The organism is Ruegeria sp. C12 (assembly GCF_056537745.1).
On record NZ_JBQFSA010000001.1, the window covers coordinates 349,464 to 369,685 of the forward strand.

Annotated in this window: 11 protein-coding genes; 10 read left to right on the plus strand and 1 reads right to left on the minus strand. The window is 51.6% G+C overall.

The window, feature by feature from the left end:
- The first annotated feature begins 47 nt into the window (after positions 1-47).
- From ACR0C9_RS01590 to ACR0C9_RS01610, 5 genes are all read left to right on the plus strand, one after another.
- Complete coding sequence (locus tag ACR0C9_RS01590; protein WP_480780233.1) at positions 48-620, plus strand: HGGxSTG domain-containing protein; 573 nt, start codon at positions 48-50, stop codon at positions 618-620.
- Positions 617-931 (plus strand): hypothetical protein, encoded by a 315-nt coding sequence (locus ACR0C9_RS01595; RefSeq protein WP_480780234.1) that lies wholly within the window; start codon positions 617-619, stop codon positions 929-931. Before ACR0C9_RS01590 ends, ACR0C9_RS01595 begins: the two co-directional genes overlap by 4 nt.
- A gap of 192 nt (positions 932-1,123) precedes the next feature.
- Entirely contained in the window at positions 1,124-2,011 is an 888-nt protein-coding gene (locus ACR0C9_RS01600) for a sce7726 family protein (RefSeq protein ID WP_480780235.1), read from the plus strand.
- Between the two features lie 9 nt (positions 2,012-2,020).
- Positions 2,021-2,956, plus strand: coding sequence for a sce7725 family protein (locus ACR0C9_RS01605; RefSeq protein ID WP_480780236.1), 936 nt, complete (start codon positions 2,021-2,023; stop codon positions 2,954-2,956).
- Positions 2,957-2,971: 15 nt separating this feature from the next.
- Entirely contained in the window at positions 2,972-4,015 is a 1,044-nt protein-coding gene (locus tag ACR0C9_RS01610; RefSeq protein ID WP_480780524.1) for an RES family NAD+ phosphorylase, read from the plus strand.
- Here the strand turns inward: ACR0C9_RS01610 and ACR0C9_RS01615 are convergent.
- Positions 4,007-4,558 carry a recombinase family protein gene (locus ACR0C9_RS01615; RefSeq protein WP_480780237.1) on the minus strand — a complete coding sequence of 184 codons (552 nt, stop codon included), beginning with the start codon at positions 4,556-4,558 and terminating at the stop codon, positions 4,007-4,009. The two genes, ACR0C9_RS01610 and ACR0C9_RS01615, sit on opposite strands and share 9 nt — an antisense overlap.
- Before the next feature lie 383 nt (positions 4,559-4,941).
- On the opposite strand from ACR0C9_RS01615, the gene ACR0C9_RS01620 reads away from it, so the two are divergent.
- From ACR0C9_RS01620 to ACR0C9_RS01640, 5 genes are all read left to right on the plus strand, one after another.
- Complete coding sequence (locus ACR0C9_RS01620) at positions 4,942-5,190, plus strand: hypothetical protein (RefSeq protein WP_170452437.1); 249 nt, start codon at positions 4,942-4,944, stop codon at positions 5,188-5,190.
- 337 nt (positions 5,191-5,527) lie between these two features.
- On the plus strand, positions 5,528-6,505 hold the full coding sequence (locus ACR0C9_RS01625; RefSeq protein ID WP_480780238.1) for a serine hydrolase domain-containing protein: 978 nt from the start codon (positions 5,528-5,530) through the stop codon (positions 6,503-6,505).
- 126 nt (positions 6,506-6,631) lie between these two features.
- Complete coding sequence (locus tag ACR0C9_RS01630) at positions 6,632-7,009, plus strand: hypothetical protein (RefSeq protein ID WP_170452435.1); 378 nt, start codon at positions 6,632-6,634, stop codon at positions 7,007-7,009.
- Between the two features lie 210 nt (positions 7,010-7,219).
- Complete coding sequence (locus ACR0C9_RS01635) at positions 7,220-7,783, plus strand: hypothetical protein (RefSeq protein ID WP_480780239.1); 564 nt, start codon at positions 7,220-7,222, stop codon at positions 7,781-7,783.
- 1,401 nt (positions 7,784-9,184) lie between these two features.
- On the plus strand, positions 9,185-19,912 hold the full coding sequence (locus ACR0C9_RS01640) for a calcium-binding protein (protein ID WP_480780240.1): 10,728 nt from the start codon (positions 9,185-9,187) through the stop codon (positions 19,910-19,912).
- Positions 19,913-20,222: the final 310 nt, after the last annotated feature.

Below are 20,222 nucleotides of genomic sequence, written 5' to 3' on the forward strand. Positions count from 1 at the left end.
AAGAAAAATTGTCTGGTAGGCAATTACTTCAAGCGGGAGTGCAAAGAATGACGCGCTCCAAGAAACAGCTAGAATTTCTAAACAGCGAATATTTCCACGAAGCCAGAATGCGAGGCCTGCGAAACGCATGGGCAAAACAAGCAGGCGGGCCAAAGTGCGGAGCGAAGAGACGCACGGACGGCGAGCCATGTAGAAATCCTGTGGTGAAGGAAGGACAGCGCTGTCGCCTTCATGGTGGCGCCACGCCTAAAGGCAAAGACTGGCACCGCCGACAGTTCCCGAAAAAAGGAGCGCCGATCGAAAAACTCGAAAAGAAACTCCGTGAATTGAAAGCGCGGGACCAGAAGGCCGAAGAGCGGCGAGCCGCCATGTCGCCGGAAGAACGCGCGCTGCACGAAGAGAGGCGCCGACATAAGCGCCCAGGCACGCCTACGGAACGCAAAGCCGCCCGAGACAGCCGTAAAGCCAAAAAGCTGGTCCAAGGTCTCCGGAAATCCGAAGCGCCTGTCAGCGACGAGGTCGGCACGTTGGAGGCGCAGATCCGGACGCTGGAAGACCGAGTCCATCAATTGCAATTCAATCAATACGACGAAGACGAACTGCCCGAGGTGTTCAAATGACTACGAGAGACGACATCACGCCCGAGGAAGCCCTGGAACGCACCCGGGTGAGGATCAAGACGGAAGGCCTTGAAGTGGCCACAGACGCCGCCCTACAGCTTCTGAGAGACCCCAAAGCGCCCTCACAGGCGAAGAGCGCCACGATCAACGCCATTTACCGCGCTGCTGGACTGATGGATCGCACGGACGACGAAACACAGCCTGAGCTTCACGAGATGACGCCTGCTCAGATCGAACGTGAGATTAGGCGACTTGAGAGATCAATGCGGACCGCAGCGTCGGAGACTGACAGCGATGGGGTGTTTTCGTAGTAGTTTCGTGTTGTGATAAGCATTGGCGGAACGGGTAAAGTATTTATATTAAAGCGACAAATTGTTGTGTGTGTTGTTAGGGGCATCATGTATATTATTCGGGTGACCTACTGCCAACCATTATTCGCAAATCGTTTGCACATGTAATAGCATCGTGAAAAAGGAAAGCTCGGAAACTGACGAGCACGAACAATGAAAATACAGGCTTCTCACTCTGCTGCGCTATCGAGGCTGTTTTCCGCTGGCGTGTTTCATGAACTGGCTCGCAAGGGGCGATCGCCGCTTTTCTCGAGACTGGTCAACGAATGCGGGCTGGACTCCGATCATTCAGATGATGCAACGGTTGGGGATGTTTTTGAAAAAGCGTTCGCTCAGTTGAGGAAAGCGGGTCTTCGCAACGAATACGTTTATCGAGCTGCGCTCGTAAAGAACATCCTCTTAGGTACACATTCCTTGGCCACTGCGAGCATGCTGACTGAGTTCCGGGCAGGTCAAAGCAAGGCTGATCTGGTGATCCTAAACGGGACTGCCACTGTGTATGAGATAAAATCCGACCGGGATACACTATCGCGGCTGGAGAAACAGGTTGCGGATTACCAAAGGGTGTTTGCAAAGGTGTTTGTGATCGCCAGTGCCGACCACGTCGAAGATGTGATTGGCCTCATGCCGGGATGTGTGGGCGTAATGTGCTTAAAGCGGTGGAACAGGATAACCACATTGCGTGAAGCCGTTGAGCATACATCCTCGATTGACCCCGCGACTGTCCTCGACTCACTTCGCTCTAGTGAGGCTGTTTCGATATTGGAAAAACTGGGAAGGGAGGTTCCGAATGTTCCAAACACTAGGTTGCGAACCGAGCTTTTGAGAAAGTTTCAAAGCCTTCCACCTGACCTCATACATTCAACTATGGTCTCGGTTTTAAAAGACACTCGAGATCTTTCAACCTTATCCTCGTTCGTGAAAGTGTTACCGCAATCGCTACAAGCCGCGGCGCTGACGTTCAAAATCAGAAGTGACCAGCAATCAAATTTAGTCAACGCTATTTCAACCCCAATCGTGATTGCTCGATCTTGGGACTAAGGAGACTGAATGTACTACCCGTATTTTAGAGGAAAGCAGTTTGAACTAATAGCGATACGCGATACGGCTGCTTTGATGGCTAAACACGATTTTACCCCAATCATTGAGCCGGTTAAGGCACAGCTCAAAGGTCTGCAACGTGCTATGGATGCAATTTGTGACGCCGGTGGATCGGTTATTGTGGTTGTTAATCCTGAACACGGCGACCATTCCGACGATGGCGAAGGGATATCCAAGCTTCTGAACGACGAGTATTTGGAGCGCGACAATGTTTATGCTGGTATCATCTTAACCGACGCAATGAGCGTCGAAAACGTTGTTCAGCTATACAATAATCATAGGGAACACCTTCCGGTTTTTATCCACGCTGGCTTCTTGGAGGCAAAGTCGTTAGCCGCAAGAATTGGCGATCAACTGCACAAGTCACGCCACATTTTTTTCGAGAAGAACTGTAAGAAGCTGTATAGAAAGCACTTCGACGGCGCGCACCGCGTTTTGCTTAGAGATGGATTTCAGAAGCGCAGAAATGCAGATCACATGCCAGAAGAAGCATTTTCCGATTTGCATGTAACTTACACTGATGAGGGAATGGACGGATTCGGAGACTTCTTGACAGTAGGAGACGAGTTTAGCGAAAGCGGGGGCCCTGCATATGCGGTTGCAATCCATCTGACCTACATCAATGAAGAAAAAGACGAAGAAATGTTTATCTACCACTTCGTTTCAAAGCGCAAAGATACGCCGACTGATCCCGCTGGCAAGTTTGCCGAGGCGTTGGATAAACTCAAGAAGAAGTACGACTCGGGAACCTCTCAGCTATACGAAGGCGATGCACTGAAAGAGTTTTTAGAGCTACATAAGAAAGGGCACTTTCCAGGCCTAGGGCAAGCAAAAAAGCTATCAATGGTGCACCACATCGAAACTTTTGCTGATTACTTTTCGTGAGGACCACCTGTGAAAATGAAGTGCTGTCCCGCGTGTTTCGGCGACCGCGGCTTAGAAAAAAATATTTTTCCCACATTGAACCTTTCTGTAGGTGAATGCTCGTACTGCAACAGCGTTAGTAACGCTCTGATAGATCCGATCGAACTTCGTGAGTATTTCGAGTTATTGGTTTCCGCTTATGAAGAAGACGGCAACAGTGAGAAAACAATTGCTGAGTGGTTAAGTGAGGATTGGCTGCTTTTTGACTGTCCAAACTTAGATTTAGCTGCCACGAAATTATTGTTGGCCGAAGTGTTAGATGATGGGGAGATGGTGCGTAAACCCTTTAGTCCATCAGGAGACTCGGAGTTTACGGGCTTCGCCAATTGGGAAACGTTGAAGGATGAGCTTCGATACCAAAACCGGTACTTTCTCGACGAAGGACTGAAAGAAGACAGATTACGAGAATTGCTAGATCATCTTATTTCGGATCCGATTCCGAAGAACTGGTATCGTGCCCGCATCATGTCCGGAGACGATCTCTTCGATTTGAAGGACATGGGGGCCCCTCCGAAGGGCAAGGCATCCCACGGTCGCGCGAACCCATCGGGGATTCCTTATTTGTACGTGGCATCGACACCGCAAACGGGAGTTGCCGAAGTTCGCCCACATACGGGGGAAAAAGCATGTGTGGCAGAGTTCTTTGTGCCCACGGGGATTAGCGTTGTGGATTTGAGAAACCCAAGGAAACTAGTTTCGCCATTCCTTTTGCAGGGAACTAACGAAATCTCTCAACTACGTGCAGACCTCCCTTTCTTGGAGAAACTGGGAAATGAACTGACACGACCGGTTCTCCCCAAGAGCGCAGCAATCGACTATGTGCCCAGCCAGTTCCTTTGCGAGTTTATAAAAAAGCAAGGCTTTTCAGGTGTTTTATATAGCAGCTCTGTGAGTGAGGGCATGAACCTTGCACTTTTTGACGTGAACGCTGCCGAAGCTCAAACTGTCAAAGAATATCGAATTGATAGAGTGTCAGTCGATATTTCAAGCCCTATCAACGCTGAGGGGCAATCAGGCTGATTGACATTTTTCTTGCAAAACCCGATAGACCGACGCCCGACCGATACCGAGTGCCTTGGCGATCTCTGTAGCTCCCATTCCCTCTGCGTGCAAAAGTGCAACCCGCTCACGGTCTATGGTGGCTCGGCGGCCCTTGTAGACGCCCTTTGCCTTAGCTCGCGCGATCCCTTCGGCTTGGCGCTTGCGGATCATTGATCGCTCGAACTCGGCGAATGCGCCCATCAGGTGCAATTGCAGCTTTGACAACGGATCCTCGGCGTCTGGTGCGAAGCGGAGCCGCTCTTGCAAAAACTCGACGGTAACACCCTTTTTGTTCAACTCATCCACGATGCCTTTTAGGTCGCGCAGGTCTCGGGCCAAGCGATCGAGGCTGTGAACGATCACTTCATCGCCTTCTCGGGCAAAATCAATCAAATCATGTAGTGCCGGCCGATCCCTGTTCGCCCCGCTCAGCTTCTCTTCAAAGACCTTTTCACAACTGTCCAGCTCTTGCCGGTCTAGGGTCTGATCTGCCGTGCTGACTCTTCGATATCCAATTTTCATCTTTCACACCGTGTCTCGTTTGGCTCTAAACTCGATGTAAGAATCACTTATGAAATTACAATACACTTATTTGAGACATTTTTGGTGTCTCACCGCTTCGTTTTGGTGGGGTGTACCCAAATGAGAAACCTGAAACGGAACTTTTTTGCTTTGCCAAAACCGGCCATTGTCAGGCGTTGTCCTTGAGTTTGTCTGCCAACGTTCATTTTGTCGGACAATCTAACTCAAGAAATTGAAGGCGATACGGATCGTCCACCATACAATTGACTTGCAGTGTACCGTCTGTATGGTGGTGTAACGCATTGTCTATGAACACTAATTTTAGTGACAAGAGCACTGATAGCCTTCTAGCTTGCTAGTACCATTCAGCATAGGAGTAGCAAATGTCAGATACGGAAGAGACGTATTTCGCGAATGCCGTTGCCGGCGCGCGTGAGTACAAGAACACGGGTGAAATTGAGCCATCTCTCGAATGGATCGATGATCTGGAAGGTATCGCGATCAATGGCAGCCACAATTATTCTATCAAGTCGATGACGGAACTGAGCAAGCTGGCGCAATCCGAAAACGAAGAGATAGCTGTGAAGGCCAGGGAGGCTCTTGATGAGGCGTTGACCCTTACCGCGGTCTGAGACGCTTCGGAACTAATGACGACTTGCGGGATCCGGAAAAACCGGGCCCCGCCCCCTGGGGTATAGACCAAATTCTCGCCAAAAGCCTACGCCCCAGTCGCGCACAAATTTGCAGTGGCGAGGAACTTTGGGACAAATTGCGGCTATCTGTTTAGAAACTTCTGCATAGGCATGATTGATTTCAGGCTCTCAATGTCACTACTGGGAATGACCGCATTGAGCCCGGAGCGTCCGTTTGTCAGCTCGGAAATTGCGCAGGGACTAAGGAAATTGACGTTCACAACATGAGAGACCGGCGCGACTGGAAATTCCGGCAAACGTAGCCACATGTGTTGGTATGATCAGTCGCCGCCAATTTGTTGCAGTCGCAACTGCTGCACTTGCTGCTCCGCACATCGCGAGCGCACAGTCCGGTGTACTAAGCAAAGCGGTTGGTCAGCTCCCGCAGCTACATTCCCTCCAGGTCAAAAGAGGCGACGACACAGTCTTTGCCGAGGCGCCTCGCGGCCCCGGTCTCAACCGACCGGCAAACATCAAATCCTGCTCAAAGAGCATCGTTTCCTTGCTTCTCGGGGCGGCGATCGAAAACGGCGAAATCCCGTCGATCACTTCGACTATTGGCGAGGTCGCACCTGGCATTCTTCCACCAGATGCCACTCCCGGAGCAGCGGAGATTTCGATGGAGGACTTGGTGACACTGCGAGCCGGCCTCGAAAGGACTTCAGGCGCCAACTACGGTGATTGGGTGAGTTCAAGAAACTGGATTGCGGATGCTCTGACCCGTCCGATGGTGGCAGAACCCGGTACGCGTATGCTGTACTCAACAGGTTCCACACACATCCTCGGGGCCGCACTTGCGGAAGCTACGGGGAAAAGCCTTCTTTTGCAGGCTCGGGAACGGCTCGGTGACCCGCTGAGAATTGAGATTCCCTCTTGGACGCGAGACCCGCAAGGCTACTATCTCGGCGGAAACGAGATGGCACTGAAACCCACGGCGATGTTGGAGATCGCAACCCTACTGCGTGATCGCGGGGCAGTCGGGGAGACTCAGATCATTCCCACAAACTGGATTGAGGTTTCAACCAAACCCCACGCTCGATCCCCTTGGTCAGGCCTAGCATACGGATACGGATGGTTTCTGTCGTCTTCCGGCTATGCCCTGGCGAGAGGCTATGGAGGCCAAGTCATCGCGGCACACTTCGAACGAAGCCTCGCCGTAGCAATAACTTCGGATCCCACCTTGCCCGCCCGATCAGGTGGCTACTTCGGTGACCTTGTTCGACTCTTGGACGGCCCGATACTAGCAGTCGCTTAGGCCGAGCAACCCGAACCGTCGGACGACCGCTTCGAGCCAATTGGGTACTTGGAAATGCTTGGCTAACATGACAGTACGATGACCAAAGAGAATAGCGACCGGGCAACTACATGGGGGTAAACTAATATGAACACTCTTGTTATAGGATCATTGCCCGGTGTGTATTTCAACGCTGTGCTCATGTGCTTTTTTGTCAATTTGTTGCGTCAGAACGGGCTGGTGTTGAATCCCGTTAAGGCAGCAAAGCTGTTTTGGCCCGCACTTAGGTCGATACTTTTGGGCTTCGTTCCCGCAGCTATACTTAGCTCTTTGATCCAACGGCTTACACCCTCCCTAAGCAATGTTACCTTCGTTCTGGTCCCGCTGGGTGTTTTGCTTAGCGCGATTTTACTTCATCGTTTTCTAATCGCTGAGGTCGATAGTCCAAGGCAATGGAATATTGCAATCGCAGTATTGGCTTGTGCGATGATCCTACTTGTTTTGGTTTCCTTCAACGCAATCTGAAGCTAATCAAGAATACGGCTTGCAAGCAGTCCTAGTTTTAGATTCTTGCGTATTTCTGGTACCCACAATGCGTCGCTTTAGCGTCAGCTTTGTCCGCATCGCTGACATCTCAAATCCAACCCACGAGGGACCGTTTAGCTAATTAGGTTCAAACAACCTTCGAGAAACCCCCGCTAAATTCACTGTTTTTCTCCAAATCTTCATCTGCGAATGATTCGCCAAGAGCAAACAGCCAAAAGGGGCGAGCAGGTGTATATTGCAACAGAGCAGGCGTTCAAAAGATCAGCAGCAGACAGTGCCGACGGAGCTTTGATGCTCCTTGAAACGTTCAATCGAAATGATGTTGGAGAACACAATGGGGCATCTGACTTCATCTATGATCTCTACAACCTCGCATATGCTTTCTTCCAAATACGGACGATGATGGCAAAGTGCCCAGAGAGCGTTCCTCGAGACAGCTTGCTTCGAAAGGAGATTTCAAAGGCAAGGAGAAACGTGCTGACCCGATATCCGCGTCTTCTAGGCGAGCGTTTCGTCAACGAGGGCTTCAACGCCCTAGAAGCGCTTTTAGACCTTACCGGAGCCGATAAATGCCGCGAGCAAGGCAAAGCTCGGGTGAGGGCCTTGGCGGTCTCTCACTTCTTTCAGAACACGCTTCACAATGTCTATGTCGGGTCGCGGTTCGGTTTGCTGGACCTTGATCGCACTCTAGGGAAGCCGCTCGCGACCCCAACAACTCCGACACATGATCCTGACCAAAAGCGGTTGATCTGAAGCAACTCGTTTGCTTGCGTCAGACCACTCCCCTGGCTCGCTTTTGCAAAGCCAAATGGGCTTGCCAGCCTGACATGGCTAGCTTTTTTAATTCGCACCCATTTACGTCCGGCTGGCCCTTTTTGGGGGACTCGAAAAAAGGTGAATATGTCTGATCTATTCTAGTTGCGTGAAGCCGAGATAGTGCATGCTATGATGTTCTATGTTAGATTTTTTGGCAGACCGTGTGTCAATCATCGCTGGGTTCTGAGCGGCAATGGTCTTCATCAATCGCAACAAATTTCTGTGGCGGGCTATGTCTGATCTATGCGGATGAACTCTTCCGTTACGGATTCACAGTTTGAGTCTGGAGTAATTTAGATCCCGTTCATTTAAACTATCCTCGTGAGACTTAGAGTGAATTTGAAACATCAGGAGAGCATTAAGTCTCTGTAAAAGATAGGTTCCACTAGCAACATTAGGACTTTGGGGGAAAGATCCCTTCGGAAGATATTCAAAGTGTTGTCGGACTACGCAATTGGTCCTTCCGTTCTCACAGGAACTGTGGTGGCACAGTTTTAGAGCTCCACCATGCCAAGCCGATTCCCACAGTTTTAGGCAGCAGTCGATTTCTGACGCTAAGCAAACGCCATGGATATGACGGCATGAATTTACGTAAGCGTTAAGGCATAAGAGTTAAGATACGGAGCATAAGTCTGCTCATGATAATGTGCACTTAATTTAGTGGCATTGCTTCTGTGCTGACTGGTGTGTTGTTGCTTGACACTGACATTACGGGAGGCGAGCCTTTGCGCGTGTGCGACAATGGTTTCGTCTGAGGAGAGACGCCTTGAACTGCGATTTGGAAAACAATTGTTAAAGCTGATCACCTGCGTGAGGCCGTAGCAGAGGCTTTGGGATTTGACGAACGAGGCAAATGAAAGCCAGGCTTTCCGGCGCGAAGTAACAAATTTAGATCATGAATAGCTACGAAAACATATTGTCAATTATGAATGCAGCGTTAGACAGGATATTTGTCCGCCTGTCTTTGATCAAAAGCTATCTCCTAAATCGGGAGTTCTCCAGTTATTCTCTTAACTCGGGTCTAATTGTTACTATAGAAACAGACCCGTCAGGGACAGTCAGAACGATTAGGTTAACTAGAAACCAAAGAGTATTTCGTCGGATCAACTCGGCAGACACTCTGTACAACCTCTCTTTCTCCGGCATCGCTGACTGGAGATTAATCATTGACACGTTTCAAAATCGCTCGCGTCCTCTGCCGCCTGGGTACGGTTGGGATCGCGCGTCAGGGCGCCTTATCAAGATGCTTGACGGCGAGGTTTTCTCGTTGTCCGAGGAAGATGCTTTGGCCATCGATGAAATAATTCGCTTACCTAAACATAATCAAGGATAGACTGAATGACGGAAAGCAATTTCACTGGCGTCGAGCGTGTCGGCGTCAACATCGGTTTGGCACGTGTTGCCCATGAAGAGCTTTCAAGCGTAGATGGAACAACTATTGGGCGAGTAAACGCCCAATATGGTTTAGCGACAGGAAGGGTATCCTATGATCCTGAATCCCTCGAGGTCGTGTCCGCGGAGGTTGGTGTTGGCAGATCGATTTCATTTGGCCAAACAGCAAATTCACCTGTATCAGCAAACGTGTCACCTTTTGCCGGACTATATGCCGATGCGACTGGGTTTGGTCTAAAGGCGAGTGTAACCGGAACGGCAAACTTAGATCTTTATGGCACAACCCATTATAGAGCGGGCTTCAACTATTCTGTTTCAGTGCCGTTGGTGGATTGGGACCATTTTGCTCCAGAAATCACTCCCATTGTCAAAGCTGGGTTGGATCATCATCCCGCTAACAAGCCAAGTCCACTAGACAATTTACTAGACACGACGACCTCGACCTCTCCGATTGCCCAGGATTTCGACCGATCAAAAGACTATAGTTACTTTTCAGACGACCGCAAAGGCCCAGCGGCAGATGCATCTGCCCGACCAGGCAGTTTTCGCGATCCCGCTTACAGCCATCACCCGACCAGCGCTCCATCTGTGCCACAACCCGGATTCTCCAACCCAAACTCCACACCCTATTCAGATCGCAGTCTCTATGACGAAGATGGTCCAGGTGTTTCATTGGATCAGGGGTCTCCGACCAGAGGCAATGAAAGCGGAGGAGATGATCGAGACTACAGCGGTGCATCTAGCTCCGGAGGTTCGAGTAACGGGGCCTCTGGTTCGGGACTTGGCACGAATGGAGGTCACTCCGATACAAGTTCTTTCGGAGGTGACAGTGGTCGGGGTCGCACAGACACCCAAGGGCGCACGGACAGCGATCCGAACTTTGATGGTCCTGTTCCAATCGTACTTGATCTTGACGGCACGGGCGTTGAGCTGACGGAGCTCTCGGACTCGACGGTTTTCATCGATTCTTCGGGTGACGGCTTGCTGAACCGGACGGCCTGGGCTGCTGCTGGGAACGGGGTTTTGTTTTACGACGCGGATGGCGACGGGACGATCTCCGAAAAGCGTGAATATGTCTTCACGGAGTGGGACCCAACAGCGACCAGCGATATTGAAGCGCTCCGAGCTGTGTTTGACACCAATGGCGACGGTGTCTTTGACGCCAATGACGACGCCTGGGGGGACTTCCGGGTGCTGGTCACACAGGATGACGGTTCTCTGGTTGCGATGACGCTGGATGAGCTGGGCATCACCTCGATTGATCTGACGGCGGATGCGACGAATATCGAACTGCCCGATGGCTCGGTCATCACCGGTACTACAACATTCACATGGTCGGATGGCACCACGGGAACGGTCGCTGACACCACTCTGGTCTCTGACAGCAACAGCTATCGAATCGAAGAAAGCGAGGTCATCGACGGGGCTGGGGTGCGTACGCATATCCAGACCGGGTATGGCGCCGATGGCGCCATTTCTTTTGTGATCACCTCGGTGACCACAGCGGACGGATCGTCGATCACCAACAGCTACGATACCAATGGTGATGGCGTTGTAGATCAGGTTCAGAGCATTATCACCGTCAGCAATCCCGATGGCAGCGAAAGCAGAACAGTCACGAACAAGGTCGGCTCGGACTTTGCCACGGGTATCCTGACCAGCGAGACCAAGACCACGACCAGTGCCGATGGCAATACGATCACCATCGAGCGGGATTCCACTGGTGGTGGCTGGTATGACCAGACCGAAGTGCGCACGACCCATGCTGATGACAGCATGACTATCGTCACGACAGATATCGGCCCGGATGGCAGCGTGATCCGCAGTTCCACCGAAACCGTCTCTGCCGACGGGCTGACACGTACGGACGCAATTGACGAAGATGGGGATGGGGGCGTCGACCTGACCATCACGCATACCATCGTGATCAATGCCGACGGCAGCCGCTCGGAAACGATTGAATACTTCAATGAAGACGGGTCTTTGCGCAGCTCTGTGACGGAATCCGTCTCAGCGGACGGTCAGACCAAAACGATTGCGCGAGATCTTGATGGCGATGGGGACACAGATGTCCAGGAAGAGCTGAACATTACCGTGAACGCAGACGGGTCGACGGATTCGACCCTGACCGTCAAAAACGGCGACGGCAGCACTCGCAGCACAAGCACGCATGACCAGTCCGAGGATGCTTTAACCAAATCCTCTGCCGTGGATCAAGACGGTGATGGCGATGTGGACCTGACTACGGTCGAGGTGACCACGATCCATGCAGATGACAGTCGTGAGACCGCGACGACCCAAACCAACACGGATGGTTCAATTCGCAGCATGATTAATGTCACGCTGGGTAGCGATCAGGTCAGTTCCGAGACCTGGATTGATCACAATCAGGATGGAGTGTTCCAGGCCACAGATCTGAGCCGGAGCGTTACCGTAGATGCGGTGACTGGCGAACGCACGACCACCAGTTGGACCCGCAATGCGGATGGGTCGTTCAGTGCAAACTCTGTTTCTGTGTCCAGCGAGGACGGCCTCACCGTAAGCACTGTTGTTGATGCGGATGGCGATGGCGATGCAGATATGGTCGTCAGCGATGTGACGATTGACAATGCAGATGGCACCTCAACGCGGACCATCACCGAACGCGCACAGGATGGCACGCTCATCAGCGAGGAGGTTATGACCACCAGTGCGGACGGGCTAACGGTCACAAGGCTGACAGATGCGGATGGCGACGGCAGTATTGATGGCAAGTCGGTATCTGTCAGCTCGCCAAATGCGGACGGCAGCGTTACGCATACTGAACAGAACTTCGCGGGTGATCAGACCACTGTGCTGTCTGAAACGACAGTAACGCAGAGCGCGGATCGCCGTATCACGGATACGGTGATTGACGCCAATGGGGATGGTGCAAACGATACTGTACTGCGCTCTGAGAAACATGCTGACGGCAGTATGACTGAGGTGGAGACACGTCTGAATGCAGACGGTGATGTGCTTTACCAACAGCAAACCGATGTCAGCGCAGATGGTCTTACCGTAACTGTGAAGACAGATTTGGACGGTAATGGAGTTGTTGAAACCAAAACGACTCAGGACACTGTTTTGAATGCGGATGGTGGGCGCACAACGACCACCTCAGTTCTGAATGGCGATGACAGCTTGCGCAGTCAGACGATTACCACAGTGAGTGATGACGGGCTTGTTGCTACAACCACTGAGGATCTTGATGGGGACGGTGCCGTTGATGCGACGGTGATCTCGACCACGGAGTTGTTGGCTGATGGTGCGCGGCGCACCACGGAAGAAATCCGCGCTGGTGACGACACGGTTCTGTCCAGCACAGAATTCGAGACCAGCGATGATGGGCTGGAAGTTGAGACCCGAGCCGACAATGATGGCGATGGTGTTGTAGATATCGTTTCGACCAGCCTTACAACTTTGAATGGCGATGGTAGCACGACTGTGACATCGACAGTCACGGATGTTTCCGGAAGTGACAACGATCTCAGGTCGCAGAGCGTTGTGATAACCAGCGATGATGGCCGCGACGCGCTGGAGACATCTGACATCGACGGCGACGGCGACATTGATTTGAGTGTTCATCGGGTTATCGGCGATGATGGCACGGTTACTGTCACCGAGACCGCGGTGAACAGCGGTGGATCGCTTCAAAGTCAGATGGTCTCGACAACCAGCGATGATGGGCTGGAGAGCACCACGCGGTACGATGCGGATGGCGACGGTGTCTACGAACGCAGTATGGACAGCGCAACCGTTCTGAACGCGGATGGTTCAACGACACAGACATCAGAGGACAAAACTGAAACGGGCGTTGTTTATCGCCGGGTGGTCACTGATTCGTCCAGCGACGGGCGAACCACGACGACACGTGAAGACTGGGACAATGACGGCGATGATGATCTTACTACCACGCAGTTCTACGACCTAAGCGTAAGCGGGGTTGAGACCACATCCGTCACTCAAACGGCGGCTGATGGATCAATACTCAACACGGCCTCAACCGTTATCAGTGCGGACGGACGCGCCATAACTCACTCCGTTGACGCAGATGGCAACGGTGTTGATGATATGGTGTCGGTCTCCAGTACCGATGACAGCGGCCGCACCACAACCAACACGAATTATTATTCGAATGGTGGCGGCCTGGAGGCAACCGCTACCACGTCAGTCAGCGGTGACGGGCTCACCACAACGTACTGGGTTGATCGAAACGGTGATGGCAAAGCGGACCATGTGATCGATGATGTAACGGTTCTTGCCGCGAATGGATCATCGACGCGCACCGTGACCCACAGCACCGGTCGGCATGTTGGCCTTGGAGAGGAGGTCTATCACACCAGTGATGACGGGCTGCACAGTAGGACGCAGTTTGACCTCAATGGCGACGGGCTGTTTGACTACACGACAACCAGCAACACTGTGTTGGAAAGCGACGGCGACATCACCGTCAACCAGACCACCGTTGATGAGACCTTCCAGGTTCAGTCTGAGATTGAAACACATACCAGCGGTGACGGGCTGCGCACCACTGTTGAGACAGATTTCTCAGGTGATGGCACGCCTAATCGAATATCCTCTTTGGTGGTGAGCGCGAATGGCGGCCTGACCGAAACGATTTCGGAATTTGGAGCCGGAACAAGCCTTCAGAATTCACATGTCAGGACAGTTAGCGCAGATGGTCTGACGGAAACGACGTCCTCTGACCTGGATGGCGACGGTGAGGTCGATCGCGAGGTCAACTCCGTGATTAACGGCAATCGGGAAGTCATCACAACGATTCAGGATTTGGCTGAGGATTCGAGTGTCGAGTCTGAAATTGTAGAAACCGTTTCAGCAAATGGAATGACTCGTACGCTTGAGCTGGACATTGACGGTGATGGAGACATCGACCTGACCCGCACGACCGAAATTGGTTATGATGCTCTGGGCAACATGGTCACAACCTTCACCGAGCTTGGCGCGAATGTTGAAGTGACCTTTGAGGAGACGCAGACGGTTTCTGCGGATGGTTTGCTCTCGACCTCGACCTTCGATCTGGATGGCGACGGAAAGTTGGATGGTACCGCTCGGAATGAAACCATCCTCAACGACGATGGCAGCCAAACCACAACGAACACGGTCGAATATGCCGACGGCGAATTGAGGTCCGAAGAAATCGTTTCGGTCAGCAGAGATGGACGCACGATCGTTCAGAGTGAGGACTTTGACGGCAATGGAATTGCGGACAAAATAACCGAGGTGGAAATTCGTGCTGATGGTGAGCAGATCGTCACAGAAACCGCGTTTAACCGGGCGGGCTACGAAACCAATTCCTTTGTGACCACCACATCCTCAGATGGGTTGATCCAAACGATACTCAGAAATGGCAATGAACAGACCATTGTCAAATCTGCTATCGATAACGGCAGCTACACATGGGACAACGGCGCTGAGCCGGATTTGGGCGTTGCTCATGTGTTTGTCTCACATGAAGTTGACGTGCTCGGCGTAGAAACCTGGTCGGTTGCCAGGGAATGGCAGTACGAAGATCGAATTGAAGAAGTTGATTCAAATGGACAGGTTGTCGTCGATGCGAATGGGGAAATTCAATACGTTGTAGAGCAGCGTGCTGACGGCCTTTTCTACTACGTTCTGGAAACCAAGACGGACACTTCCTTCAAAGAAATTAAACTCGATCAAGCAGCAAAGGCGCGGGTCCTTGAGGAAGCCGCGCGGATATTTGATACGATTCTTGATCGCGACGCCGATTTCACTGAACTTGAGATTCTTGTAGATCATATCGAGGATGGTCAACTGGATAAGGCAGGTTTGACGTCTGCGTTAATAGAGTCCGGTGAGTTTGGAACCCGATACGGCGAGTTATCAGACGCGGAGTTCGTGACACAGGTATATCTGAATGCATTCGGTCGTGCGCCCAGCCTGACGGAACTTGATGAGCATCTCCAAGAAATTGAGTGGACGGCCCAGATCGCTGAAGCGATCAATCCTGAACCGGGATATGACGGTCGTCCTGTTGCTTGGCGGAACTTTGCGCTGGAGATTTCGGAGTCAGCCGAGCATCTTGTTGTCGGCAACGGGCATATGGCGACGAACAACTTTGACGTTATACTCAACCCGGCGGAATATGAACGTAGTCTGGACAGGGCCTATATTGAAAACGTTGTCAAAAGCCTTGTGGATGTCGCTTACGACCGTGATGCAACTGATCAGGAACTTGAATACCTGTCTAACTTGCTTCTCTGGGATGTCGACAACCCGTCAGATCTGGCAGACAAACTGCTCTCTCTTTCTGGAGAACTGCAGGGAACGGCAACCAACAGCCTAAACGATCTATCCGGCGAGGACTTTGTTGAACAGGCCTATCTAAATGCTTTTGGTCGCGTGCCTACTCAGGCTGAGCTGACGACATGGTCTGACAACCTTGCCAACGGGCTCCTCACAAAAGGAGAGTTCGTTGCGGCGCTGGCACAAAGTGTTGAACACAAGGCCAGCGGTTATGAGCATGTCGCCACGGAAAGTGGAACGGTTCAGGCTCAATCCGGAACGTCCTCCGACGAAACGCTCACAGGAGGGAACGGCCAGAACTACATCAATGCTCTTGCCGGCAACGATACCCTCATAGGGCAGGGTCAGTCTGACGTTTTGATTGGTGGTAAGGGAGATGATCAACTCTGGGGCGGCGCGAACGGTGCGTTCAGTTCGGAAAACGGGAACGATACATACGTTTGGGCCAGGGGTGATGGCAACGACACGATCAATGACTTTGCCGGGTCTAATCTCGAAACAGACGTGTTGCGACTTACGGATATAAACTCGGATCAAATTTTCCTGGTTCGTCCGAACAACAGTGATGACCTTAAAATAGTGATCCCAGGTGACAATGGGGTCAACGAGACCATTACAATCGCGCGCCGTTTTGAGAACTGGACCAAAAACTACGGAATTGAAGCAATTGAGTTTGCGGATGGCGAAGTCTGGACACTCGAAGACATCTTCGCAAATGTGTTCACATATGGCGATGATTTAGGGAATTCCCTAATCGGCTCCACTCACTCAGATACGCTTTTGGGGCTGGCTGGCGACGATCACCTGGAAGGAAAAGGGGGCGGCGATACCCTGACTGGTGGGATTGGGGAAGATGTTCTCTTTGGCGGTAGCGGCGCAGATCAAGAGAGCAACGGTGACGACACGTATGTTTGGTCCCGCGGCGATGGTAACGACAGTATCCGAGACTACGCTTCGTCCACAACAGAATTGGACCGCTTGGTTCTGACTGATGTGCCTTCGGATAAGGTTCTGCTGGTCAGACCGCATAACAGTTTCGATCTGAAAGTTGTTATTTTAAACGAAGATGGCGACAACGACGTGATCACCATTGACCGCCGTTTCGAAGATCCTGCCAAAGGCTATGGCATTGAGGTGATCGAGTTCAGCGATGGCGTGATGTGGTCGCTGGATGATATTCTGGCCAACACGGTTACGTTTGGTACGGATGCAAGCGATACCCTGAATGGTTCCGCATACAGTGACAACCTGCTTGGCGGCACCGGAGGCGACGTTCTCGAGGGCAAGGGAGGTGATGACACACTAACCGGTGAAGCTGGCGACGACATCTTATTTGGAGGTGGGATCAGCGACCAGCAAAGCAACGGCAATGACACCTATATCTGGTCTCGCGGGGACGGCGACGATGCAATCGGAGATTACGCCTCGTCCCTGACGGAAGTGGATCGCCTTGTTCTGACCGATGTGGCTTCGGATAAGGTTTTGCTGGTCCGGTCACAAAACAGCGTTGACCTGAACGTTGTCGTCTTGAACGACGATGGCAACAATGATGTGATTACCATTGACCGCCGTTTCGAAGATCCTGGCAAAGGCTACGGCATTGAGGTGATAGAATTTGCGGACGGGGCGATCTGGACGCTGGACGACATTTTGTCAAATACGTTCGTTTTAGGAACGCGTGCAGACGAGACCCGGAATGGCACGGCTTATGCTGACAATCTCTTTGGAGACGCGGGCAACGATGTTCTTGAGGGCAAGGACGGCGATGACACACTAACAGGTGGGACTGGAGAGGACATTCTCCTTGGCGGTGGGATCAACGAACAGCAGAGCAACGGCAACGACACCTATGTCTGGTCGCGTGGTGACGGCGACGATGCGATCGGCGACTACGCTTCGTCGCTGACGGAAGTGGACCGACTTGTGCTTAATGGTGTTGATTCCGGCGACGTTTCTCTTTGGCGTCCGGATGGCAGTGCTGATCTGGAGGTTATTATTTCCGGCCCAGACGGTGACGAGGTCATAACAATCGATCGTCGCTTTGAAGATCATTCAAAAGGCTTCGGTATTGAGGTGATCGAGTTTGCCGATGGTGTGGTAATTGAAATCAATAACCACTCGGTAGCTCAAACCGAAATAAGCGGCACCGAAGGCAATAACACATTGAACGGTTCGAACTTTGCGGATTTGATAAATGGGGAAGCCGGAAACGATGTTCTTGAGGGCAAGCAAGGCGATGATACACTGACCGGCGGGACCGGCGATGACATCCTGTTTGGTGGAGGTATCGGCGATCAGGTGAGCAATGGCAACGACACCTACATTTGGTCTCGCGGTGACGGCGATGATGGGATCGGGGACTATGCTTCGTCTCTCACAGAGGTGGATCGCCTTGTTCTGACCGATGTGGACTCCGATAAGGTTCTATTGGTTCGGCCGAAAGACAGCGTCGATCTGAAAATTGTTGTTTTGAATGATGATGGCGCCAATGATGTGATCACCGTTGACCGTCGCTTTGAAGATCCAACCAAAGGTTACGGCATTGAGGTGATCGAATTTGCCAACGGCGTGATCTGGACACTGAACGATATCCTGTCCAATACGGTTGTTCTGGGAACAACTTCAAATGACACAATAAACGGCACGGCTTATTCTGATAACCTGCTAGGAGAGGCAGGAAACGATATTCTCGGAGGCAAAGGTGGTAATGACACCCTCACCGGTGGGACCGGGAACGACATCCTGCTTGGCGGCGGTGTCGGAGATCAGACTAGCAATGGTAGCGATACCTACGTCTGGTCACGCGGGGATGGCGACGACGCTATCGGGGACTATGCTTCGTCTCTCACAGAAGTTGATCGATTGGTTTTGTCCGATGTGGCATCCGATAAAGTTCTGTTGGTTCAATCACAAAACAGTGTCGACCTTAAAGTTGTTGTATTGAATGACAATGGCGACAATGACGTGATCACCATTGATCGCCGTTTTGAAGATCCGGCCAAAGGCTACGGCGTTGAAGTGATTGAGTTCAGCGACGGGGTAATCTGGACGCTGAATGACATACTGTCCAACACAGTGATCTTTGGAAATTCCGGAAACGATACGCTCATAGGCACTGCCGGAGCAGATTACCTGTTCGGTGCAAAGGGCAATGACATTCTCGTTGGTCATCAAGGCGACGATACAATTCAAGGTGGTACGGGCAATGATGCCTTGTTCGGCGGTAGTATAGTCGAACAGGCAGAGAACGGCAGCGACACATATATTTGGTCCACAGGGGACGGTGACGATAGCATTGCTGACCTTAGTACGTCAGAAGCGGAAATAGATCGCCTGGTCCTGACCGATGTAAACTCAGACAATGTCGTCCTAGTCCGGCCAAACGGAAGTAACGATCTGAAACTGGTGATTATTGGTTCTTCCGCAAACAAAGTTATCACTATTGATCGTCAGTATGAAAACACGCGCAAAGGATTCGGCATTGAAGAAATCGAGTTCAGCGACGGCGTTGTTTGGTCGCTAAATGATATTGTGGCCAACACCTCAGATTGGGGCAACCCAGGAGACGATACGCTGCATGGTACAGGTGGAGGCAACTATCTGTTTGGCTACCAAGGCAATGATATTGTTGTGGGTCATGGTGGAAATGACGTCATTGCGGGTGGTACAGGCAACGATGCGCTATTTGGTGGGAGTATTGTTGATCAAACGAATAATGGAAGTGACACTTATGTTTGGTCATACGGGGATGGTAACGACGGCATAGCTGACCTAAGTCGATCAAAATCTGAAGTGGACAGACTGTACCTACACGAGGTGGATTCAGGTGCAGTTACTCTGCATCGGGCAAATGGTAGTAACGACTTGCAAGTTAGGGTCGCTGGGCCGAACGGCAACGAAACCATAACAATCGACCGGAACTTTGAAAATCCGTCCAAAGGTTACGGAATAGAGAAGATCGAGTTTAGTAGCGGGGTGGTGATCAATGTGCTTAATGCTGCGACACCCGAAACATCAATAACTGGTACGGTTGAAGACAATGTACTCAATGGGTCAAACTTCAATGATCGGATCAACGGAAAGGCAGGGGACGACGTTATCGCGGGCGGGGCAGGCAATGACTTTCTCACCGGAGGGCAGGGAGCTGACACCTTTGTTTTTCATACAGGAGGGGGCAACGATACCATCTTGGATTTTGAAGATGGCGTTGATCAAATCCACTTAGGCAACATTGGATTGAGTTTCGCGGATTTGGGCATTAGCGAAAATGCAAACAGCGTCACCGTGGATTTGGCTGGTCAAGGTAACATCACAATTGAAGATGTCTCGGCCTCATCACTTTCCGAGGAAGACTTTGTGTTCTGATAACAATTCTTCCACGCTTTGCCGATGGTCGGAGCGTGGGAGAAAAAGTCAGCGTCAGGCAGCAGCGCGAATACCACTTAGAACGCTCGGCCGTACTCAGCATGGTCTGGTTCACAATCGTGAATGTACTTGCTCGACCGGCTACCTTTTCACGCGACATTGGATAAGTATTGTCATCAGGAACTCCTGTCCTTGCGACGGCATCCATTTCTAGACATGCCTCACAGCAGTCAGTATCAGAATCGGAGCTTCGACATCATCTTGTCGATCTTTTCTTGGGCGGCCTGCGGTCGCGCGACGACCAACAAGA